The 22,044-nt window shown below is 36.9% G+C and carries 19 protein-coding genes and 1 tRNA gene; 15 read left to right on the top strand and 5 right to left on the bottom strand.

Annotation, left to right across the window (positions count from 1 at the left end; genetic code table 11):
• Nucleotides 1-268: 268 nt before the first annotated feature.
• The gene (locus tag ACEPXD_RS16500; protein ID WP_391117693.1) at nt 269-1,066 is read right to left on the bottom strand and encodes a DUF2935 domain-containing protein; all 798 of its coding nucleotides are present in this window, start codon (nt 1,064-1,066) and stop codon (nt 269-271) included.
• Between the two features lie 264 nt (nt 1,067-1,330).
• Here ACEPXD_RS16500 and ACEPXD_RS16495 point away from each other — a divergent pair, with 264 nt between their 5' ends.
• The 7 genes from ACEPXD_RS16495 (at nt 1,331) to xylF (ending at nt 10,410) form a co-directional block, all read left to right on the top strand.
• Complete coding sequence (locus ACEPXD_RS16495; protein WP_391117692.1) at nt 1,331-2,437, top strand: sugar ABC transporter substrate-binding protein; 1,107 nt, start codon at nt 1,331-1,333, stop codon at nt 2,435-2,437.
• An 89-nt stretch (nt 2,438-2,526) separates the two neighbouring features.
• The gene (locus ACEPXD_RS16490) at nt 2,527-4,047 is read left to right on the top strand and encodes an ATP-binding cassette domain-containing protein (RefSeq protein WP_391117690.1); all 1,521 of its coding nucleotides are present in this window, start codon (nt 2,527-2,529) and stop codon (nt 4,045-4,047) included.
• A gap of 13 nt (nt 4,048-4,060) precedes the next feature.
• Nucleotides 4,061-5,236, top strand: a complete 1,176-nt coding sequence (locus ACEPXD_RS16485) for a sugar ABC transporter permease (RefSeq protein ID WP_151701306.1) — start codon at nt 4,061-4,063, stop codon at nt 5,234-5,236.
• Nucleotides 5,237-5,359: 123 nt separating this feature from the next.
• On the top strand, nt 5,360-6,340 hold the full coding sequence (locus ACEPXD_RS16480) for a substrate-binding domain-containing protein (RefSeq protein ID WP_391117687.1): 981 nt from the start codon (nt 5,360-5,362) through the stop codon (nt 6,338-6,340).
• A complete protein-coding gene (locus ACEPXD_RS16475) occupies nt 6,337-7,800 on the top strand; it encodes a sensor histidine kinase (protein ID WP_391117685.1) in 1,464 nt (487 codons plus the stop codon). The genes ACEPXD_RS16480 and ACEPXD_RS16475 overlap by 4 nt, the downstream gene beginning before the upstream one ends.
• Entirely contained in the window at nt 7,775-9,325 is a 1,551-nt protein-coding gene (locus ACEPXD_RS16470; protein WP_391117683.1) for a response regulator, read from the top strand. The genes ACEPXD_RS16475 and ACEPXD_RS16470 overlap by 26 nt, the downstream gene beginning before the upstream one ends.
• A 14-nt stretch (nt 9,326-9,339) precedes the next feature.
• Nucleotides 9,340-10,410: a D-xylose ABC transporter substrate-binding protein gene (gene xylF / locus ACEPXD_RS16465; protein ID WP_391117681.1), complete on the top strand. Its 1,071-nt coding sequence runs from the start codon at nt 9,340-9,342 to the stop codon at nt 10,408-10,410.
• A gap of 335 nt (nt 10,411-10,745) precedes the next feature.
• On the opposite strand, the gene ACEPXD_RS16460 is transcribed toward xylF, so the two are convergent.
• Entirely contained in the window at nt 10,746-11,372 is a 627-nt protein-coding gene (locus tag ACEPXD_RS16460; protein ID WP_391117679.1) for a nitroreductase family protein, read from the bottom strand.
• Nucleotides 11,373-11,481: 109 nt separating this feature from the next.
• Here ACEPXD_RS16460 and ACEPXD_RS16455 point away from each other — a divergent pair, with 109 nt between their 5' ends.
• The 3 genes from ACEPXD_RS16455 to ACEPXD_RS16445 are packed head-to-tail and all read left to right on the top strand — an operon-like array spanning nt 11,482 to nt 12,830.
• Complete coding sequence (locus ACEPXD_RS16455) at nt 11,482-11,886, top strand: winged helix-turn-helix transcriptional regulator (RefSeq protein WP_391117677.1); 405 nt, start codon at nt 11,482-11,484, stop codon at nt 11,884-11,886.
• 29 nt (nt 11,887-11,915) lie between these two features.
• Nucleotides 11,916-12,230: a DUF1292 domain-containing protein gene (locus tag ACEPXD_RS16450; RefSeq protein ID WP_391117675.1), complete on the top strand. Its 315-nt coding sequence runs from the start codon at nt 11,916-11,918 to the stop codon at nt 12,228-12,230.
• 30 nt (nt 12,231-12,260) lie between these two features.
• Entirely contained in the window at nt 12,261-12,830 is a 570-nt protein-coding gene (locus ACEPXD_RS16445) for an isochorismatase family protein (protein WP_391117672.1), read from the top strand.
• Nucleotides 12,831-12,949: 119 nt separating this feature from the next.
• On the opposite strand, the gene ACEPXD_RS16440 is transcribed toward ACEPXD_RS16445, so the two are convergent.
• Nucleotides 12,950-13,022, bottom strand: a tRNA-Val gene (locus tag ACEPXD_RS16440).
• 850 nt (nt 13,023-13,872) lie between these two features.
• Between ACEPXD_RS16440 and ACEPXD_RS16435 the strand changes: the two genes are divergently transcribed.
• Together ACEPXD_RS16435 and ACEPXD_RS16430 are read left to right on the top strand one after the other, a co-directional pair.
• Entirely contained in the window at nt 13,873-15,777 is a 1,905-nt protein-coding gene (locus ACEPXD_RS16435) for an endonuclease MutS2 (RefSeq protein WP_391117670.1), read from the top strand.
• A gap of 143 nt (nt 15,778-15,920) precedes the next feature.
• Nucleotides 15,921-16,196: a DUF1292 domain-containing protein gene (locus ACEPXD_RS16430; RefSeq protein ID WP_391117668.1), complete on the top strand. Its 276-nt coding sequence runs from the start codon at nt 15,921-15,923 to the stop codon at nt 16,194-16,196.
• A gap of 80 nt (nt 16,197-16,276) precedes the next feature.
• On the opposite strand, the gene ACEPXD_RS16425 is transcribed toward ACEPXD_RS16430, so the two are convergent.
• On the bottom strand, nt 16,277-18,034 hold the full coding sequence (locus ACEPXD_RS16425) for a sensor histidine kinase (RefSeq protein WP_391117666.1): 1,758 nt from the start codon (nt 18,032-18,034) through the stop codon (nt 16,277-16,279).
• 10 nt (nt 18,035-18,044) lie between these two features.
• On the bottom strand, nt 18,045-18,773 hold the full coding sequence (locus ACEPXD_RS16420) for a response regulator (RefSeq protein ID WP_391117664.1): 729 nt from the start codon (nt 18,771-18,773) through the stop codon (nt 18,045-18,047).
• A 334-nt stretch (nt 18,774-19,107) separates the two neighbouring features.
• On the opposite strand from ACEPXD_RS16420, the gene ACEPXD_RS16415 reads away from it, so the two are divergent.
• Genes ACEPXD_RS16415 through ACEPXD_RS16405 form a run of 3 tightly spaced genes read left to right on the top strand, consistent with a single transcriptional unit; the run spans nt 19,108 to nt 22,027 of the window.
• Nucleotides 19,108-20,001 carry an alpha/beta fold hydrolase gene (locus ACEPXD_RS16415; RefSeq protein ID WP_391117662.1) on the top strand — a complete coding sequence of 298 codons (894 nt, stop codon included), beginning with the start codon at nt 19,108-19,110 and terminating at the stop codon, nt 19,999-20,001.
• Between the two features lie 46 nt (nt 20,002-20,047).
• Nucleotides 20,048-21,022, top strand: a complete 975-nt coding sequence (locus tag ACEPXD_RS16410) for an ABC transporter ATP-binding protein (RefSeq protein WP_391117660.1) — start codon at nt 20,048-20,050, stop codon at nt 21,020-21,022.
• Nucleotides 21,023-21,034: 12 nt separating this feature from the next.
• Nucleotides 21,035-22,027, top strand: coding sequence for an ABC transporter ATP-binding protein (locus tag ACEPXD_RS16405; RefSeq protein WP_391117658.1), 993 nt, complete (start codon nt 21,035-21,037; stop codon nt 22,025-22,027).
• Nucleotides 22,028-22,044: the final 17 nt, after the last annotated feature.

Raw genomic sequence — 22,044 nt, 5'->3', positions numbered from 1 at the left:
GAGGAATCCACAAAAACCCATATTTAGTACAGACAAGTTGCAATTTAAGGACGGCTTGCGAAATTCTTATATAAAAGTTGAAGTTTTATCCGAGGTCATCCAACATTGATAATTTGAATGCAAAAGCTGAAACTGAGTCCTTATAATTTGGCATTACGATGTCTCATTCAAATAAAGAAAATAATTGAGTGGAGGTTGAGATGACGAAAAAGCAAAATAAAAGAGACTGTTATAAAGTCTATCTTGGTAATTTTTGTGACAGCCTTTTTTAAGTCTTAATTGCAGTAAGATGCTCATCGAAGGCATCAATAATATGAAGGAAATGATCTGCTTCTCGGTATACATGGTCCGCAAGAAGTGCAGGGATGTTACTTTTAATCTTACAAGCTTCAATTAAATCTCTAGCCGTTTTCTTGAAGTCACGTAGCGATACAACAGATACACGATTTTGGTCGAGAAACTGGTCTAATAATGGCACTGTTTCTGATTGAGGACGCATATGATCCAAATCTTGTGCTTGGAAGAGAAGTTGGTCAAAGTCATTGCTGAATTCTCTTGCTTGGTCTACGAGTTTTCTTTCGGAAGGATCTAACAAATGACCAATAAACTTTGAATGGTCCGCCATTATTTTTAAGAAAAACACATTTTCTTTAATAATGGCTTCCGGCAATGGTTTCAGCTTTCCTTCATTTAATTCCCTTAAACGTTTAGAGAAATAAGCAGCTTCTCGGCTTGTATGGTCAACAAGTAAAGGGATATTATTCGATACAATCTTACAGCTTAATATTAATCCCAGAACTTTTCGTTTATATGCCCAAATGGAAGCCGCTGCTTGGTAAACTTGGATGTTGAGTTGTCTAATTATTTCAGGATCTGTCATTTCATTGTACTCGCTAATTTGTTCTTCAATTCGTTCAAATACGTCTATGAAGTACCTTGCTTCTTTAATGAGTTGAGTCTGATCTACAGTGAATCCTAAACTTAAAAAAAACGCGTGCTCTTTCATAATCCTTGACCAAAAACGTATTTCCTCTAACGATTGCGTTACAAAAGTAGTAATCGTCAATTCGCTCCTTATGATTTATTTAATCTTTTCATTCTATTCTATGAGTACTTCGCTTATGAAATGTTTTATAGACATTCAATAGGTTCCATTTAATTAGGGATATTCTAGTGCTCGTACTTTTCATATGAAGTCTCTTTTTCTCCCAAAAAGTTAAAAAAGTATAGGAAATGATAATAGAATACTATTGATAGCGCTTTCATATAAATAATCTGAATATATAATTAAGTTGTAATTACTTTAATTCAAAGGGAGTGGGGTAAAAAAATGATTAAGAAATTTAAGGGTTTAACATTTTTAATAATGTTGATGATGTTCGCACTAGTGGCAGTGGGATGTAGCGATAGTGGAGGAAGTAAGGTTGATGTAGGAATCGTGTTGCCGACAAAGGATGAACCAAGGTGGGTCCAGGATGAGCAGCGTTTCAAGGATGCATTAAAAAGCTCCAAGTATTCAACAGAAATTCTATTTAGTCAAGGATCTTCAGCAAAAGAAAAAGAAAATGTAGAAGCATTATTAAATAAAGGCATCAAGGTATTGATCATCACTCCTCATGACGGTGCAGCAGCTGCATCTGCAGTAGAAGCAGCGAAAAAAGAGGGTGTAACGGTTATTGCATATGACCGTTTAATTACAGATACAGATGCAGTGGACTATTATGTAACATTCGATAGTTTAGCAGTAGGTGCTGCGCAAGCACAGTATTTGGTGGATAATGCAAAAGGTTCTGGCGTTCCGCTGTACTTGTATGCTGGAGCGGCTTCAGATAACAACGCATTCCTATTCTTCGAAGGAGCATGGAAAGTGCTTCAACCGAAAATTGCAGATGGTACATTTAAAATTGCCAACTCAAGTGAAGCAGAGAAGTTAAAAGGTTCCGCAGATCTTTCACGCGATCAATTAGGCAAAATTATTGGGCAGGTTACAACTAACTGGGATGCAAACGAAGCAAAAAACAAAGCGCAGACTCACTTAACGGCAGCTGGCAACGACCTAAAAGGTGATGTTGCAATTTTAGCTCCTAATGACGGAACAGCTCGGTCGATCGCGGACGTATTTGCCTCTGACGGTGCGATTAAAAACTATTTTGTAACAGGGCAAGATGCAGAGAAAGCGTCAGTTCAATATATCATCGACGGTAAGCAATCGATGACGGTTTTTAAAGACGTTCGTACTTTAGTAAAAGATGCGATGGGTATGGCAGTTGACATCTTAGATGGCAAAACACCTGAAACAACAGGTTCTTATGATAATGGTTCTATTGAAGTAAAAGCGAAACAAACGAATGTCATCGTTGTGGATATAGAAAACGTGAAATTAGAGCTAATCGATTCTGGATACTACGAAGCAAGTGAATTCACAGGTTTAAAGTAAAAGTTTCACATTGGAAAAGGAAAAATAGTGATAGCATCATCTATCACTATTTCTCCATTTCTATTTGTTTGGGTTAGGGAGGCGTTGAAATGAGCGAATATATTTTAGAGATGAATGACATATCTAAAGAGTTCCCCGGAGTTAAGGCACTATCGAACGTGAATTTTAAGGTGGAAAAAGGCGAAATTCATTGTTTGGTTGGTGAGAACGGTGCAGGAAAATCGACGCTGATGAAAGTGTTGAGTGGGGTCTATCCGTATGGCATGTATGACGGAGATATTGTATTTGAAGGCCAAGTTCAACAGTTTCATGAGATTAACGATAGTGTGAAGGCTGGTATTGGCATCATTTATCAAGAACTAGCACTTTTTCCGGACTTGACCGTTTATGAAAATATATTTGCCGGCAATGAAGTGAAAAAGGGCCCTTTTGTTGACTGGAATCAAACAATCGTCCAAGCTACGCAAATGCTAAAAAAGGTAAAGTTGAAAGTGACACCAGAAACACTCATCAGGGAATTAGGTGTAGGAAAACAACAGCTAATTGAAATTGCCAAAGCGTTAAGTAAAGATGTAAATCTGCTTATTTTAGATGAACCAACAGCAGCATTGAATGAAGATGATAGTGAAAACCTATTAGAACTCCTAAAGGAGCTAAAAAGCCAAGGAATTAGCTGCATTATGATTTCGCATAAGCTGAAGGAGGTCATCACTATAGCCGATAAAGTAACCGTTTTGCGAGACGGAAAAACGATTTGTACGCTGGATGCAGGTAAAGGGGAAATAGCAGAAAACGTCATCATCAAAAGTATGGTTGGGCGTAACATCGAAGACATTTACCCAAAACGTCCAGACAAGAAAATTGGAGAAACGGTTCTCGAATTAACCGAATGGTCGGCATATGATACACAGCTAGGGCGAAACGTTGTGAAGGAAGTCAATATTCATGTGAAAAAAGGAGAAATTATTGGAATTGCTGGTCTCATGGGATCCGGGCGAACAGAGCTTGCACTTAGTATTTTTGGAAATCCTAAAAAGTATAAGCTACAAGGAAACCTGAAAATTCAAGGAGCACCGAAAATATTAAAGCATACTAGTGAAGCGATTAAGGCAGGTATTGCATATGTGACGGAGGATCGAAAGGGAGACGGTCTGTTTTTATTACAGGATATTAAGAGCAATGTCTCAGCAGCACATCTGAAGGGGATCTCAATGAAGGGGATTCTCAATTTAAACGAAGAAGTGAAGGTTGGCAAAGAGTATAAAGACTCGTTGTCTATTAAAGCGAGCTCACTCGAGCAAGTAGTTGGCAAACTGAGTGGTGGGAATCAACAAAAGGTATCACTCGGGAAATGGTTGTTTACTGGACCAAATATCTTAATCTTAGATGAACCAACACGAGGAATTGATGTAGGGGCAAAATTTGAAATTTATTCGATTATGAATGAACTGATTAACGAAGGTATGAGTATTATCATGATTTCTTCTGAACTTGGTGAAGTACTAGGGATGAGTGATCGTGTCTATGTCATGGCAGACGGTGCAATTAAAGGAGAACTGAACATGGAGGAAGCGACACAAGAAATGATTATGGAACTTGCGACGCAATAGGAGGGGAATAACGATGAACTTTTATAAAGAAGCGAAAGCGCTCGTCAAAGCCAACATTCGAGATTACGGAATGTATATTGCGTTAACTGTCATTATGTTAACATTTACAATTATGACGGACGGCTTGTTTATGTCGTCTCGAAACATTAGTAACTTATTGGATTCTGCAGGGTATATTGCGGTTTTGGCAGTTGGGATGACGCTTGTCATCGTCATTCGTCACATTGACTTATCGGTTGGTTTTTTGGCAGGATTTTTAGGTGCAATTTCAGCCATTTTCTTGACGCAATTGGGCTTGTCGGTATGGATTACTATACCAATCATCTTACTTTTAGGTGCTATGATTGGTCTGTTGAATGGAACGTTAATTGCGAAGTTAGGGATTCCAGCATTCGTTGCTACGCTAGCGGGAATGCTAATTTTCCGGGGTGCACTCCTTAAGGTTACCGAAAAAACAGGAACGATTATTATAAAGGACGAACAATTCAATGCGATTGGAAATGGATTTATTCCATCTATAATGCAAGTAAATGGCTTACACCTATTAACGTTATTAGTAGGATTCGTCGGAATTCTTTTTTATATTTACAATGATATCTCCAATCGTCGGAACAAATTGACATATGGTTTTGATGTGATGTCTAAGGGGATTTTTAGCGTAAAACTTGTTTTGATATCAGCAATTATTGCCTATATTACTTGGATTTTGGCTGGATATAATGGGTTTTCCTGGACGGTTATTATTATGATTATTGTGGTGATCATCTATCATTTCTTAACTTCTAAAACAGTACTTGGCCGTCATATTTATGCAGTCGGCAGTAATCCAGAGGCAGCACATTTAAGCGGAATTAATGTACAAAAGATTACATATATTGTATTTGGATCAATGGGAATGCTCGCAGCGTTATCAGGAATCCTTTTTACATCTCGACTTCAATCCGCAACGACCACCGCTGGAACTCTCTTTGAACTGGATGCAATTGCGGCGGCATATGTTGGTGGGGTATCTTCCGCAGGGGGTGTCGGTAAAGTAACAGGTGCGATTATTGGTGCCATCGTAATGGCCTCTTTATCGAGTGGGATGAACTTACTAGGTGTCGGAATTTCCTATCAATACATAATTCGCGGCGCTGTTTTAGCTGGAGCAGTAATTTTCGATGTCATGACACGTAAGCAACGGGCTTAAAAGAGAATAGTAGAATGACTGGGCACCCTATAAGTAGGGTGCCTAAAGTCGTTTACAAGTCATTGTTAATTTCCAAACAGATGGTAAAATGGGAGGAATAAGCTTAAGGAAAGGGGAAGTTATATGCGCAAAAAGGTTGTTATTACACTAAGTGCACTCATTGTAATTTTCAGCTATTTGACTATTGTGTCGGCAACTAAGGCGTTTCGCTCAACTAGTGAGATGCCTGTAATCCACGACTCTACCCCGGAATCCATTCGTATAGTACTCATTACACAAGAGCTTGATACTCCTTTTTGGAACAAGGTCGGTCAAGGAGCAACGAAGCAGGCACAAAAAGAAGGTGTTCAGCTCGAAGTTTGGGGAAGCTATGGAAACAACGAAGATGATTTCTTGAAGAAAATGGAGGTTGCCATTCATTCAAAGGTAGATGGGATAATCGTACAAGGACTGGATAATGAAGAATTTAAAGAGCTAACAAAGGTTAAGGCAGCCTTTTATGGGATTCCTGTCATTACCGTCGCAAATGATGTGCCAGTGGAAGAAAGTTTGCGAAAGACATATGTTGGTTCAGATCAGTTTTGGGCAGGAAAAGTGGTTGCTCGTCAATTGATAAAAAAAATGGGCACGGCAGGAGAAGTAGTTATACTTGGTGACCGAGAGCAAGCGTATTATCAGAAAGAACGTTTAGCTGGTATTCAGGATTTTTTTAGTGGGTATCCAGACATCCAAATGATTATAAAAGGGACGGCGGCTACAAAAGAACAAGTGATGGCAACGTCACAACAGGTGATGAATGAAGTGCCGCGAGCTTCTGCTTTTATCGTCATTAATGCAAATTATGCAGGACCACTGATTCAAGAAATCGGAAGACGTACTAAGGTCGAGCCATATCATATTTATACTTTTGATGATGGGGTGGAGTCGACTGTTCTTTTACGGCAAGGCAAACTTGATGGGATTTTGGAACAACAGCCAGAAGAAATGGGCAGTGAAAGCGTTAAATGGTTGATGGAGTGGATATCAGGGAAGACTGTACCGCTCGATTCTAATGGTTATCTCACCGAAACACGGATGGTAGAAGCAAAAGGTGAAGGATTATGACGACAATTCAAAAAAAGATCTGGATGCTTGTTTCTATAATGTTGCTAATTATGGGAATTATTTGGTTAACGCTTACGTACTATAATCAAAAAACGCAGGAACAATCCAATGATATATTACAACGTTATTTGCGGATGAATGAGGTGACTACCGCTAGTCAACAAATGATTACTAACTTAAATAATTATTTATTCGTCCCAACAGATAAACATAAGCAACAGGTAGAAAAAAGCATCGCCGTTATTAAAGGGGTGCAGCAGGATGTAGTGGAGTTGCGCAACGAGGAAAATACATTCTCGGTAACCAATTATATTCATTTAATCGATAGTCTTGTTGAGACCGCAAATCGTTCTATGATGTTTTCAGAAGAGAATGAAATAGAATGGTCGACCAACGAATTTAATGAAGCAAATCGTATTTCTATGTACATATCTGAAATGACCTTAACGATTTTAGACCGAGAACTGAAAACCTATAATCGCTTTTATCGAGATATTATCCAACAATCGGAGGAGCTAAAAAAGCTAGGAATCTGGTTATTGCTGTTGATAACAGTCGTGTTACTATTGGCTACTTATTGGTTTTCTCTTAGTATTACGAGGCCGATTCATCAACTCACGAAGGCTGCGAACGAATTGTCCGAAGGTAATTTTAATCAACGTATTGAAGTAAAATCCAACGATGAAATTGCCTTTCTAGCGAATACCTTTGACGAGATGCGAATAAATATTAATGACTTAATCTTGGAAATTCAACAAAAGGCTCAGCTTGAACATGAGCTTCAACAAAGTAAATTGTTGTTGAAGGAGAGTCAATTGAAAAGCTTGCAAAGCCAGATAAATCCACATTTTTTGTTCAATACCTTGAATACATTGTCGAAAAAGGCATATTTGGATGGTGCAGAGGAAACAAGCGATCTTTTGGTCAGTGTAGCAGGTTTATTACGCTACAATTTAAAAAGAGTTGACCGCTCTGTGACGTTGTTTGAAGAAGTAGTTGTTTTGAATCAATATATGGAAATCCAAAAGGCTCGTTTTACAGATCGCTTACAATTTGAGTTGGACATCGATGAATCTTGCTTACATGTGAAAATTCCTGGTCTAACCCTTCAGCCAATTATTGAAAATGCAGTTATCCACGCTATTGAACCAGAGGAAGATGGGGGCACCATTTGGTTCAGGATTAAGAGAGTTGAACCTTGGGTCATCATTGAAATCGAAGATAGTGGAAAAGGAATGTCACGAGAAAAAATGAGACATTTGCTGAAGGGGAATGTCTTACCAATCGAAGGGCATTCTACAGGAATTGGTTTTCAAAATGTAGTGAAAAGATTGTATTTATTTTTTGGGATAGAAGATTTAGTGACAATTGAAAGTGGCGAAGGACGGGGTACAAAGGTAGTTATACAAATTCCAGAGACAAGGGAGACGGGAAATGAGGATGAAGCTTCTTATCGTTGATGATGAACCGATTGAGCGAGAAGGGATGCAGGTTATTTTACAAAAAGCATTTCCTGACCTTACTATTCGCCAAGCGAAAAATGGGAAATTAGCAATAGAATTAGCAGATTCGTTTCAACCAGATCTAATTTTAATGGATATTATGATGCCAGGAATGACAGGGCTTGAAGCCATAGAACAGATTCGAGCAGAGCATACTGCGATAAAGTTTGTTATGGTGACGGCATTTGATATGTTCGATTACGCAAGACAGGCTATCAAGCTCGGTGTGAAAGATTACTTGTTAAAACCGAGTAAAGCCAGTGAGATTGTATCAACGGTCGGAAAAGTTTTAGAGGAATGCAGGCAGGAACATGTAGCGGTGGCTACAAGCCGGATGCAGCAAGTGAAATGGGAAAAGACGTTGACCTTAGCGGAAACAGATATTGTAACACAGCTATTATTTGACCATGTACATGAAGTACATATCGATATGCTCGTCGAGATGCTTGATATTTGCTCTACAGATGAAAAATTTGTCGTAGTCGTTTTGCTGTCAGAGGGAGCAGAGCACTACTATGTACAGATTAAGGAAAAAGTACGTGAAACTGAAAATGCTTGGGTAGGTGCATTATATGGACGTCAACTTCCTATTATTATTTTTCGTGATCAAGAGAAGTCTTTTCGTTCCCAAGCAGTCCTAATAGCAAAAGCAATTTTATCCTTATCAAAGGATAAAACGGGATTGAATTGGTTTATTGGAATTGGTCAAGTTTGTGAGGGACTTGATGAAATTCGTCATTCGTACCAAGAAGCACTCATTGCAACCATGGATACAACGCTAGCAGTCAAACATCGGTTTTATGCTGACGTGCCAACTATTAGCCTGGAAACAGACAATCAGATTATCAAGCAGCAGCAGAAAGACTTCTTTGACCAAATTCGTTTAGGGGACTGGATGTCCATCCGTTCTGGTGTGCTAGATGTGATTCAACAACACGAGAATGAGGGGAATTCACTGATCTATACACAACAGAGAGTACTCGAGTTGCTCTGGATTGCAAACCGAGTGATGGATGAAATGGGAATGGAAGCAGAGGTCCCGTTTTTCTCATTTCAAGCACAGGACTCCCGTCAATTGCGTACGGAAACGCTCCTGCTACTCGAGCATATGAATACTATATACGATGCGCATTACGACCGAGTGGAGGCAGATAAGATACACTATATCCAACAATTTATACGTGAGCATTCACACGAAAATATTTCACTTGATACGCTCGCGCAAAGGGTCAATCTAAGCCCGATTTACATTAGTAAAATGTTCAAGGAGAAGTTGGGTATTAACTACATCGATTTTCTAACAGAGTGCCGAATTGAAAAAGCAAAAAAACTATTGAATGATCCAGAGCGGAGCTTAAAAGAAATTACGTTTGAGATTGGATATCATGAGCCAAATTATTTTAGTAAGGTGTTCAAGAAAATGTGCGGAGTGTCTCCGAAGGAATATCGAAAAACGTTATTGAGTAAAAATTATGAAGTTTAATAGGGGATGAACGGATGAAAAAAAGGACTATAGTCTTATGCTTTTTGAGCATGGTCTGGATGCTAGTTGCTTGTACAAATACGCCAAAGCAGGTGCTTGAAACCGTCGAAACAGAAGAACCGACACTTCTTGATGAGAACCATGCGCCAATTCGTATTGGATTTTCGATGGATACTTTGCTTGAAGAAAGATGGTTGAAGGATCGTGATTTGTTTAAGGAAGCCGTGGAAGCACTGGGAGCGGAAGTAGAGATTGTCGCTGCGAGTGGTGACGATGCGCTTCAAATTTCACAGGCAGAGGCACTCATTCATAGCGGGATCGACCTTTTGGTCATTGTCCCGCATAATGCGGAGGCATCAGCTGCGATTGTACATAAGGCACATCTGTCAGGTATCCAAGTAATTGCCTATGACAGACTCGTCAAAAATGCAGATCTCGATCTGTATGTGTCTTTTGATAACGAACAAGTTGGCGAAATGCAAGCCAAAGCTATTACTGCTCTCGTACCAAAGGGGAATTACGCGTTTATCGGTGGTGCGATAACCGATAATAATGCACATTTATTGAAACAAGGTGTGTTCAGAGTGCTGCGTCCGTATATTGAACGAGGGGATATTAACATCGTCTACGATCAGTGGACGGAGGATTGGACTCCAGTAAATGCTCGAGCCAATATGGAAGAAGCGCTTCGGACAACCAATATGCAAATTGATGCGGTAATTGCTGCAAATGATGCAACGGCAGGTGGAGTCATACAAGCACTTGCTGCTAAAGGACTCGCTGGTAAAGTACCAGTTGCCGGACAAGATGCGGATTTGGCAGGAGTTCAGAGAATTGTGGTTGGAACACAAACCATGACAGTATATAAGCCAATACAGATGCTCACTAAGGAAGCAGCAGAATTAGCGGTTGCTATGGCAAAGGGTAAGAAAGTAACCGCTGAACAAAAAGTTAATAATGGAAAAATAGAAGTTCCTTCAGTGTTACTAACACCGATTGCTGTAAATGAACAAAATCTAGATGGCACAGTTATTTCTGATGGATTTCATTCTTTTGAGGATGTATATAAAGCGATATTGAAATAAGAAAAGAGAAAGCGCACCTTGTGTTCTCCATTTCGCTAGTACTTTGGTCTAAACATAGGCTACTCTGTTACCGTTTGAATTTTTGTGGATTATGATGTGACTCTGTCACTCCATAATCCACTTTTTTCGGTAATCTTGTGCCGGATGTTTGTCGCCCACGTGAAATGTGTAAACACATGGTGGATAAGGTTTGGTGGATTCCTAGCAGCCAATGTTATATACTTTCCTATCTTTTAAAAAAGCCTACTTGCAATAATAAGCACATTCACTGAGTAAAGAGTATGAAAAAAATAATCTCGTCAATCAATAAGTTGACTAACGAGATAATAATTTTATTAAATGAAAGTCGATATCTTTTCTAAAGGCAACCGGGTAGATCCGTAGGCAGGAGCAGCAGCTTTGCCTAAAGCGATTAGAACAAGTGGTACGTAACGACTTTCCAATTCGAATGCTTCTGCAAATTGTTTTTTATCAAAACCACCCATTGGAACGGTATCGTAACCTTTTGCTTTTGCAATTAACATCAGTTGCATGGAGACTAAACCGGCGTCAAACGCAGCCATATTCAATCGAGCTTCGACGGGAGCGTTTGGATAAGAAGACTTGGCGTTTTGAATTTGAAGTTCTACATTGACCTTATCAATATAGCCAGCTTCAAGATTTGCATTGTAAATTTCGTCTATATTATGATACATTTCCGTATCGCCGATGACAGCTATGATTGCGGAAGCGGTTTCCAGTTGTGCTTGGTTAAAGGAGTATTCTCTAATTTTTTTCTTTGTATCTTGATCTTGGATAATTATGAATCTCCAAGGTTGTAAGTTACTTGATGAAGGAGCAAGTGTCGCTTCACTCAGCATAGCAGTGATTTCTTCTCTAGATATTTTATATGAAGGATCGAACTTTCTTACAGATTTAAGTTCGTGAATTATTTCAGATAGATTCGTATATTTTTCTGACATGGTGACACTCTCCTATTGAAATTAAATTGTTTATATTTGAACTTACTAATAGTAAGTCAGGAATTAAGATTACTATTAGTAAGTTTGTTTGTCAAGAATATATGTGTTAATGTTGACATATCAATCAAATGGGGTTGTGAAAATGAAGCATAAGGAAGAGTTAATTCAGTCAACTATTCAACAAAAAGGGCTTAGCCGTTGTGATAGTTTTCATGGAACGATTGAATTTATTGGGAAGAGATGGATGGGAATCATCATCTATCATTTATTAGATGGACCAAAAAGGTATCATGAGTTACTAGCGGAAATTCAAGGTATTTCAGATCGATTATTAACGGAGCGACTTCGTGAATTGGAAGCTCATGGACTAGTTGTAAAGAAGGTTTCTGAGCCTACTTCTAGAAAAGTGGAATACGAATTAACAATGATAGGTAAAGATTTAGAGCAAATCATTAGTGCCATTTTTAAATGGGTAAAGGATAATGGCTGCAATGCATACGACGGCAAAAAATAGAAAAAGAATTACTTGGAGGAGATATATATATGGAAGAAAATAAAGAGAAATTAGAAGTTGGTAAAATCTTTACGGTGCTAGGTGAAAACGATCAAGAGCAAGAGATGAAAGTAGTAGGCTTTTTGAAGGTGGAAGAAATGGACTACGCAGCAGTCATATTTGTTGAGGATACTCAAGAAGAAACAATGGAAGATATAAGTATTTTCTTTTTACGAGTGGAGGACGGCAACGCATTATCCATGATTGAGAGTGAAGAAGAATTCGAAAAGGTGACAGTAGCTTATAGCAAACTAAATGAAAATAAGTCTTCTAAAAAGAGAGGTAAAAATCGCAATAATAAATAATTCAACAAATAGAATAAGGAGGAAATAAATATGACAACATTAAATATTGACTATAGCAAAACAGCGCTCGTATTAATTGATTTACAAAAGGGTATTGTAGCAGCTCCAGGTGGTAATGAGGTTGTTCAAAAGGCTGAAAAACTTGTACAAGTATTCCGTGAAAACGAAGCATTTATCAGCTTTGTGAAGGTTGACTTTCATGATGGAAAAGATGCTCTCCACCCAGCATTAGATATTGAAGCTGCTAGTAAATTTGCAGAGCGTGCCGAAGATTGGGCGCAATTCGATTCAAGACTAAATGTAACAGAAAAAGATTATGTTGTAACAAAGCGCCAGTGGGGAGCCTTTTTCGGAACAGATCTAGATATACAGCTCCGAAGACGTGGAATTGATACGATTGTACTTTGCGGTGTAGCCACAAATATAGGTGAAGAGAGTACGGCTCGTGAAGCATTTCAACACGGATATAACCAAATCTTTATTACGGATGCTATGACTTCCTTTAGTCAGGAAGAACATGAAATGTCCTTACGTTTTATTTTCCCGAGAATCGGTAAGCTTCGTACAACCGATGAATTTTTAGAACAAGTGAGAAGCTGAAGGCTAGAGTGATCTGAATGTCACTCTTTGCGAATAGAAAAAGCATCACCTCATAAGAGATGATGCTTTTTTGGAAGAACCCTTCGTTCCTTAAGGGTTCTCGTGGGTTTGGCACCCAATGGTCCCGACTGGTCTCGAACCAGCGACCTCCACCTTGTCGAGGTGGCGCTCTCCCAACTGAGCTACAAGACCGAATTTCAAGAAAGGTGTTAATGAAAGCAATAATTTTTGCTGACAATATAGTTATTATATAAGTTTGATCCCAATACTACAATACCTATTGTAGAAGAACTGATTAGTTTGTTTTGTGGAATTGACTCTACATTAAAATGATGGTATATTTAAAATATTCTTATAAAAGGTGTGGTGAGTATGTCAGAAGTAGGTATGAACTAATACTAATTTAGTTTAATAAGGCTTTTTGTGACTGGTTTTATTCCAGTTTATTAACTGTGCCTTTTTTCACCGTGTTTATTTAACATTGTGAATACCTACCTGAAGACTGCTTCCTTTTCCATATACTCGTTTAACATAATTGTATGTTAAGACGAAGAGCATGGCGGGATTTGTCCTGTCATGCTTTTTTTCTTTTGTTAACGATAAAATGCCTTGTAATTCACAAGGCTAATGCCCGCAGGAGCTTTCTACCCATTTTTTGGTTTAACCGTGAAAATGGAAAGGTAGGAGAGACGCTTGCGGGCATCTTTTTATTAACGGATGAGTTAATTTCATGAATAGCATTTAATTATTAAAACACGAACAATACTTTATTTATTGATTGGAGCGACAGGCGGCGACTCCAGCGGGATGAGTGAGACAGATGAGACATCGCAAACGACGCGAATGCGGCGGTGATGGCTCATCGCTCACCCCGCAGAAAGCGTCCGCCGATAGCGGAAATCATGCTGATTTATGAAGAGTATATTATACATATTCTTACATTTGCCTGTAATATTGTTCGTGTTTTATGTTCTAAATTCGAATTATGAAATTGATTCGGATATGAAAGTATTGGGCATTTTTTATTCAAGGAGGAAAACATATGAACACAATGACATATGAAAAATTACAATATAACGAACTAAAGGAAATGGTGAAATTCTATTGTGTAAGTAGTTTAGGGAAGGAATTACTGGATAAGCTACAACCAAGTTCAAATAGTATAGTGGTTAAAATTAGATTAAACGAAACGACTGAAGCGAGGAAGTTATTGGATGCAGAAAGCCATCTACCACTCAAAGGCATTTCAAATATAAGTAATCACATGGAAATGCTAGAAAAGGGGATGATACTAGGTCCTTCTGAATTAGTAGCAATATCGGACTTCTTAAGAGGTTGTAGAACAATAAATAAGTTTATGATGGATAAGGAATTTTTTGCTCCTGTATTACATTCTTATTCCCATTCGATGATGGAATTTAGTGATATAGAAGAAAGTATTAATTACTCAATTAGAGGAAATAGAGTGGATTCGGAGGCTAGTAAAGACTTAAAGCGAATTCGAAATCATATCGCAAAGACAGAAGAAAAAATTGAAGAACGTTTAAATAAATTTCTGAAAAGCAGTGCAAATAAAGAATATATTCAAGAATTTTTTATAAGTAAAAAAGATGATCGCTTTACGATTCCTATTAAAGCTTCATATAAAAATCAAGTGGATGGAACGATAATAGAGTCTTCTTCTAAAGGGTCAACTGTATTTATTGAACCAGCTGCTATTTCAAAGTTAAATGTAGAATTAGCTAGTCTAAAGGCAGAGGAATCGATGGAAGAGTATCAAATTTTAGCGACTATTTCCGGAACTATTTATGAAGAAGTTAGACAAATTAACATTAATATCGAATTAATAGGTCAATATGACATGATTTTTGCAAAAGCGAAATATAGTAAAAGGATGGATGCAATAGAGCCGAAGTTAAATAATCATGGTTATATCAAGTTGAAGAATTGCAAGCATCCTCTTTTGCAAGGAAATATTGTTCCTCTAGACTTTGAAATTGGAAAAGACTATCGTAGCTTAATTATCACAGGACCAAATGCTGGTGGGAAAACAGTAGTACTGAAAACAATAGGTATACTAACACTAGCTGTCATGTCGGGTTTTCATATTGCGGCAGAAGAAGGGACGGAAATAGCAATTTTCGATTACTTATTTGTGGATATTGGTGACAACCAAAGCATCGAAAATTCACTTAGCACCTTTTCGTCCCATATGAAAAACATCTCGGAAATTATGAGTGCCTCGACGAATAACACGCTCCTCCTTTTTGATGAAATCGGAAGTGGTACTGAACCAAACGAGGGGGCTGCTCTAGCGATTGCTATACTCGAAGAATTTTATCAAATGGGTAGTATTACAGTTGCGACAACGCACTACGGGGAGATAAAGCGTTATTCGGAAGTTCACAGTGACTTTATGAATGCTGCCATGCAGTTCAACAGTGAAGAATTGGAGCCAATGTATAAACTTCTAATTGGTAAGTCAGGAGACAGTAATGCCCTTTGGATCTCTAGGAAAATGAATTTACGTGAAAAGGTACTGCAAAAAGCTCAGCACTATATTGAAAACAAAAATTATGATTTAGAACTTGTGAAGGAAAGTAAAATAAGAAAGCCATTTCAACCTCCTGTTCAAGAAGTAGCAACTTATGAATTCGAAGTGGGAGATAGAGTGAAATTAACTGAACAAGATGACTTTGGGATTGTGTATGCGAAAAAGGATAATCTCAATAATGTTTTAGTGTTCTTAAAAAACGAAATAATTAAAGTAAATGCAAGAAGAATGGATCTTGAAGGAAAAGCAACTGATTTATATCCAAAAGGATATGACTTAAATTCTTTATTTCTTAGTTATGAAGAACGAAAATTCCAACATGATATGGAAAGAGGATCCAAAAAAGCGTTAAAAAAAGTTTCGTTAGATATTAAAAAAAGACTTAATGAATAGTTGTATCCTTTTCATGGGTGTATTTTTGAAGCATTGCATTTTTCTGTTCTCGTTTAACTTTTGCTAAAAAGTCTCTTATGTTAGATAATTGAATGAAAGTTGAATTAGAGAGCAAAAAGAATTTATAAAAGGAGGAATTTGGAATGGAAGAAAATACAGGAAAAATTGAAGTTGGCGAAATTTTTACGGTGCTAGATGAAAACGATCAGGAGCAGGAAATGGAAGTACTAGGTCTGTTAACTGTTGAAGACAACGAATATGCTGCCGTTAGTTTCGTAGAGGATATTGAAGGTGAGTCAGAAGAAGATATTGATATTTTCTTTTTCCGAGTGGAAGACGACGAGGAATTATCCATGATCGAGAGTGACGAGGAATTCGATAAAGTATCTGCAGCATTTAGAATAGCTGAAGAAGAATAATTTGTAATACAAAGGAAATACAGAAAAAAGGGAAAAGCGGTAATATAGCTTTTCCCTTTTTGTTATTAATATTACAAATATCATTTCGGCATAACAATTCGAATAACAGTACCCCAAGCACACTTACTTTGAATAACTAGACCGTATTCATTTCCATACGTAACTTTAAGTCGTTTATGAGTATTGATTAAGCCAATATGATTGGAATGATCAGCACTTGTGTTAAGTCTTTCTTGGACCTCTATTAGTCTGTCTTCGGTCATTCCTTTTCCGTTATCGATCACGGTTATTATTAAATGATCGATGGTAGATATAATTTTAATTTTAATAAAGCATTTCTTGCCTGAAATCATGCCGTGCTGCAAAGAGTTTTCGATAAGTGGTTGAATTATAAGTTTTTTAACATGGTATTTTTCAATGTCTTCTTCAAATTCCCAAATTACTTCGAATTGATCTTTATGTCTGATTTTTTGAATCTCGATATAGTGGGTTGTATATTTTATTTCCTCCATGATTGGAACCATTTTGTTTTCTTCATCTAGCGAATATCTTAAAATGGCTGCTAAATTTTCAATCATCCCATTTAATTCATTGGGGCTTCCAGTCAAACCAATAGCCTTCCAATTAATCGTTTCTAATGTGTTGAATAAGAAATGGGGATTGAGCTGCGATTGTAAGGCAGCAAATTCCATTGCTTGCTCTTTATACTTTTGTTCGGACAGATGAATCTTTAAATAATTATGCTCCATAAAATTCTTTAATATGTTGTGAATGATATAACTGTGAACATCATTTACTCTAGAGGGCATTGGGGGCAATGCCTTACCCTGTTCCGCGGATTGGAATATATTGAGAATGATTTTAATATCAGACGCCATCTTTTGAGTTAAATATAGAGCTAATGCTGTACTACTTATAATACATAAAATCAGCAAGATTAATACTATTTTAAATAGACGTTTAGGAACTTGATATAAATATTGCTTTGGGCTAATAGAAACATAGTTCCATCCATATTTGCTGGAAAAAATCTTGGAAATAACGAATTGTTTTTCCTCAATGGATGTAGTAAAAAAAGATTTTGGTTGAGAAGTAATATGTTTAATTTCCTCTGCCTTTATATTGTAATCCCTTCCTTTAAAGATTATGTTGTTTTTTTTATCCACTATAAATAAACTTTGTCCATTTGTTGTTGATAGGCTAGCGAGTCTATTTTCCAAATACCCTGATTTAATATTTAGCACTAGAACACCATTATTTTCAGGTATTTTGCGATACATAGTAATGAGGTTTACGAAATTTCCGGTTTTATCAAACTGCGATTTATTTATCGTTCTTGCCTCTGTCCATGTCAACTCTTTTCCAGAATGCTTTTTGAAGCTTTCGTACCAAGATTGATCCGAAAACTCATCTAATTCTTCAAGACCACCTGTAGTGGATGAGATGAACTTTCCAGAATCATTTTGAACATAAATATAAATAGAGTCGATATATGATCTTGCTATATTTGGTGAATCTATAAAGTTTTTTAGGGAGGCGAGGTCTTTATGATCTTCTTTATCCAATAGACGTGTATCCATCATTCGTTGTAGGTTCTTAAATTCCTTTGCACTGGCAATGATGTACAAGTTCAGTGAATCTAATTCATTAAAAATCAATTCCAGGTTCTCCTTAGTTTGCTTTAATATGTTCATATTATCATCGTTAATAGACTCTTTTACATACTGTTGAATTAGAAAAATAGACAAAGTCCCCATTACTAAAAGAGGTATTAACATTGGTATTAAGAAGGTTGTTAAGTTTTTAACAAAATAAATGCGATAATAGTTTTTCTTCAATTCTCATACCTCATTCCTCGTTTCGATATTCCTTTGGTGTTTTGCCATAGTGTTTTCTGAATGAACGGGTGAAGTTTTTTGAATTGCTATAACCAACCATCTCACTTATTTCATATATTTTAAGTTTCATATCCAATAATAACTCAGCTGCTTTATTCATTTTGATACTCACAACATAATCAGAAAAATTGCCAGAAGTTTTTTCTTTAAAATATTTACTTATGTAATAAGGATTCATATGAACTAACTGAGAAGCACCTTCCAAAGAGGCTTCTTTGTAATGCTCATTTACATATTTTTTTATTGTTTCTACGATTTTGTCACTAGTACTTTCCTGTTGTGAAGAAACTTTTGAATTTGGTTTTTGATCGAGCCGTTCTTTAATTCTTATAAAGGTAGAAGACAACTCACTATATTTTGTTGGCTTTGAAATATAATTTTTCACTCCATAGTTAATGGCTTGCTGGGCATAATGAAAATCCTTATAACCACTTAAGAAAACTATCTGAATAGTTGAATTCTGTTCAAATAATTTTTTAGCAATATCAATTCCTGACATTTCTGGCATCCGAATATCACTAAGTATTACATCAACAGAATGATCAGTTATAAACTCTAAAACCTCTATGCCATTTGCGGCTTGTCCAACCACTTCAAAACCTATATCCTCCCATGGAAAATAACTACTTAGACCGTTTCTAATCTCATATTCGTCATCAGCTATTAATAACTTATACACAAATTTACACCCCATTTATTATCAGAATTATTGAAATTCCCCTTAGTGTTATAATACTATACTTTTTTTGTAAAACTAAATAATTTCTTAAATAATGACACCTTTTTATGAATTGTGAAAAAAATACAACAATTGAAGATACTAAAAGTAAAGATGCATCCCTTTTTTCAACCCACTAATTGATGTTTAATTAATGACAAGATTAAACTATTAGAATATTTATTAATTTCTAACAACGTATATGTTGACATAAGTTTCAAAAAAAATCCATGTAAGACAAAGTCCAAATTTACATTATGTAACCGCTTAACTATAAAGAGGGGGATGAATTTTAATGTTTGCAAAGATTAATGGGACACGTATTTATTTTGATGTTGAAGGAAGAGAACTAATTTTTGATGGTAAATCGTGGAAGAAAAAACCGATTTGTTTTATTATCCACGGCGGACCGGGAGGGGAACTTACAGGATTTGGATCTTTTTTAACGCCTTTATCAGATTATATGCAACTAATCTATATTGATCAAAGGGGGTGTGGACGATCAGAAAAAGCTCCTAGGTCAACTTATACCATGGATTTTAATGTGGATGATTTGGAAGAACTTCGAAAATATTTAGGAATCGAAAAAGTTGTTGTATTTGGCCACTCCTATGGTGGGATGGTAGCTCAAAGCTATGCAACTCGTTACCCAGATAGTATAGCTGGTCTTTTATTAATAGCAACTTCTCCTAGTAATTATTTCGGAAAACAAGCTAAAGAAACAATTGAATTGATTGGAACAGAGGAACAAAAAAGACTTGCAAGATTACTTTTTGAAAGCAAATTAAAAACACCAGAACAATTTGCTGATTTTAAGATAGAGATGGAGCCTTTGTATTTATATTCGACAAGAGGCAAGGTGAAAACGGAAGAGGAAAAAGAAGCTGCAAAGCAGGCTTTGTTAAAGAAAAAAGTGACCTTTAGCTTAGAAGTTGGAGAAGAAGGAGGGAAGTTTTTAGATACATTTGACTTAGTAGAAGATTTACACAAGGTTACTTGTCCTACATTAATTGTTGGGGGGCGTCATGATTGGATTACGCCGATAGAGGCGTCAATTTGTATAGCAGAAAATATACCTAATAATGAACTAGTCATATTGGAAAAAAGTTGCCATTACTTATTTATCGATGAACAGGATAATTTCATTTCGACGGTTAGATCATTTATCAAGAGAAGAGTGTTGAATTAAGAAGAATATTAAAGTGATAACATACATTCTAATCGGAGGTGAAAACATGGAGAATTTGCTAGAGGTTGAGAATCTACAAATTGCATTTACAAAGGAACGGAAAGAAGTTATTTCTGTAGAAAATGTCAGCTTCACTCTTAAACCAGGAGAAACAATCGGTGTAGTAGGAGAATCGGGCTGTGGTAAGAGTGTAACCTCATTGTCCATTATGCGCTTGCTTGGAAAAAGTGGGCAAATCAAACAAGGAGAGATTCGCTTTAACGGAAAAGACATTTCAAAGTTATCTGAAGATAAACTTCGAAGTCTTCGGGGTAATGATATATCCATGATATTTCAAGAGCCAATGACCTCACTAAACCCAGTATTAACTATTGGTGATCAGTTAATGGAAGGTATTAAGCTTCATTTGAAATTAAACAAAAAAGAAGCGAGAGTTTATGCAATTGATATGTTAAAAAAAGTAAGGATTCCACGAGCTGAAACAATTATTGATGAATATCCTCATGCTTTATCAGGAGGAATGCGTCAGAGGGTCATGATTGCAATGGCACTTGCATGTAAACCAAAGCTTTTAATAGCTGATGAGCCTACAACCGCATTAGATGTAACGATTCAAGCACAAATATTAGAATTAATGCGAGGACTTCGAGAAGAATCAGATACGTCCATTATGCTAATCACACATGATCTAGGGGTTATTGCTGAAATGGCGGACAAAGTAATTGTGATGTATGCAGGTCAAGTTGTAGAGGAAGCTGATGTATATACATTATTTGATAACCCTAAACATCCTTATACTAAAGGGCTAATGGATTCGATTCCTCATATTGAGTATGACGGGAGTGACCGTCTTGTATCAATACCGGGTTCTGTTCCTTCTATTGAACATATGCCAACAGGTTGTCGCTTTCATACACGCTGTCCATATGTCACAGAAAGATGCTTAGAAGAAAAGCCTGCCTTAGAACCAGTAAGTGAAAATCACTTGGTAAGATGCTTTCTTGTCGAGACAGGAAAATGAAGGAGGCAAACTATGAGTAGCCAACAAGTAACCCACCAAGAACCCCTCTTAAGAGTGGAACAATTGAAAACGTATTATCCCATTAAAAAAGGAGTTATTTCTAAAACTGTCGGGCACGTAAAAGCCGTGGACGGTGTTAGTTTTTCAATCTATCCAGGAGAAACATTAGGGTTAGTTGGAGAATCAGGATGTGGCAAATCGACTATTGGAAAAACTATTTTAGGCTTGGAAACATTAACGGAAGGGCAAATTTTCTTTCAAGGTCAAGATATTTCTAAATACTCCAATAAACAAATGAAACCAATTCGAAAGGACTTACAAATAATATTTCAAGATCCTTTTTCCTCATTGAATCCTAGGAAAAGAGTAAATGATATTTTGGGTGAGGCTCTATCAGTTCACCAAATTGTGGACAAAGGTCAACTACAAGAAAGAGTAGAGCATCTATTAGAAATAGTAGGATTGCCTAAATACTATAAGAATAGGTATCCACATGAGTTTTCGGGAGGACAACGACAACGAATTGGTATTGCACGAGCATTATGTCTTAATCCTCAGCTTATCATTTGTGACGAGCCAGTCTCTGCTTTAGATGTGTCCATTCAAGCTCAAGTTTTAAATCTATTAAAAGATTTACAGAAGGAATTTCAACTAACATATTTATTTATTGCACATGGGCTAGGGGCAATTAAATACACTTGCGACAGAATTGCCGTCATGTATTTAGGGAAAATTGTTGAAATAGCTACTACGGAGGAAATTTTCAAAAATCCTAAACATCCATATACAAAGGCACTATTAAGTGCATATCCGATTCCAAACCCTCATATGCGAGGGGAACAGCGTATCGTTATTCAAGGGGATGTTCCTAGTCCCGCAAATCCACCTAGTGGTTGCCGTTTTCATACGCGATGTCCAATTGCCACTGCTGTTTGTCGTGAGCAGGAACCTACATTAAAACAAAAGGGACACGAACACGAAGTAGCTTGTTTTGCCCTGGACTAGTCAAACTGAAAGAAGGT

This window comes from Psychrobacillus sp. L3 (genome assembly GCF_042945595.1).
GTDB lineage: Bacteria > Bacillota > Bacilli > Bacillales_A > Planococcaceae > Psychrobacillus.
The sequence above is the reverse complement of the archived record's forward strand: the minus strand, read 5'-3'. Positions and strand labels throughout refer to the sequence as shown.

Coding starts and splice junctions, on each gene's coding strand:
- ACEPXD_RS16495 (WP_391117692.1), top strand. CDS start 1,331: ATGATTAAGAAATTTAAGGGTTTAACATTTTTAATAATGTTGATGATG.
- ACEPXD_RS16490 (WP_391117690.1), top strand. CDS start 2,527: ATGAGCGAATATATTTTAGAGATGAATGACATATCTAAAGAGTTCCCC.
- ACEPXD_RS16485 (WP_151701306.1), top strand. CDS start 4,061: ATGAACTTTTATAAAGAAGCGAAAGCGCTCGTCAAAGCCAACATTCGA.
- ACEPXD_RS16480 (WP_391117687.1), top strand. CDS start 5,360: ATGCGCAAAAAGGTTGTTATTACACTAAGTGCACTCATTGTAATTTTC.
- ACEPXD_RS16475 (WP_391117685.1), top strand. CDS start 6,337: ATGACGACAATTCAAAAAAAGATCTGGATGCTTGTTTCTATAATGTTG.
- ACEPXD_RS16470 (WP_391117683.1), top strand. CDS start 7,775: ATGAGGATGAAGCTTCTTATCGTTGATGATGAACCGATTGAGCGAGAA.
- xylF (WP_391117681.1), top strand. CDS start 9,340: ATGAAAAAAAGGACTATAGTCTTATGCTTTTTGAGCATGGTCTGGATG.
- ACEPXD_RS16460 (WP_391117679.1), bottom strand. CDS start 11,372: ATGTCAGAAAAATATACGAATCTATCTGAAATAATTCACGAACTTAAA.
- ACEPXD_RS16455 (WP_391117677.1), top strand. CDS start 11,482: ATGTTGACATATCAATCAAATGGGGTTGTGAAAATGAAGCATAAGGAA.
- ACEPXD_RS16450 (WP_391117675.1), top strand. CDS start 11,916: ATGGAAGAAAATAAAGAGAAATTAGAAGTTGGTAAAATCTTTACGGTG.
- ACEPXD_RS16445 (WP_391117672.1), top strand. CDS start 12,261: ATGACAACATTAAATATTGACTATAGCAAAACAGCGCTCGTATTAATT.
- ACEPXD_RS16435 (WP_391117670.1), top strand. CDS start 13,873: ATGAACACAATGACATATGAAAAATTACAATATAACGAACTAAAGGAA.
- ACEPXD_RS16430 (WP_391117668.1), top strand. CDS start 15,921: ATGGAAGAAAATACAGGAAAAATTGAAGTTGGCGAAATTTTTACGGTG.
- ACEPXD_RS16415 (WP_391117662.1), top strand. CDS start 19,108: ATGTTTGCAAAGATTAATGGGACACGTATTTATTTTGATGTTGAAGGA.
- ACEPXD_RS16410 (WP_391117660.1), top strand. CDS start 20,048: ATGGAGAATTTGCTAGAGGTTGAGAATCTACAAATTGCATTTACAAAG.
- ACEPXD_RS16405 (WP_391117658.1), top strand. CDS start 21,035: ATGAGTAGCCAACAAGTAACCCACCAAGAACCCCTCTTAAGAGTGGAA.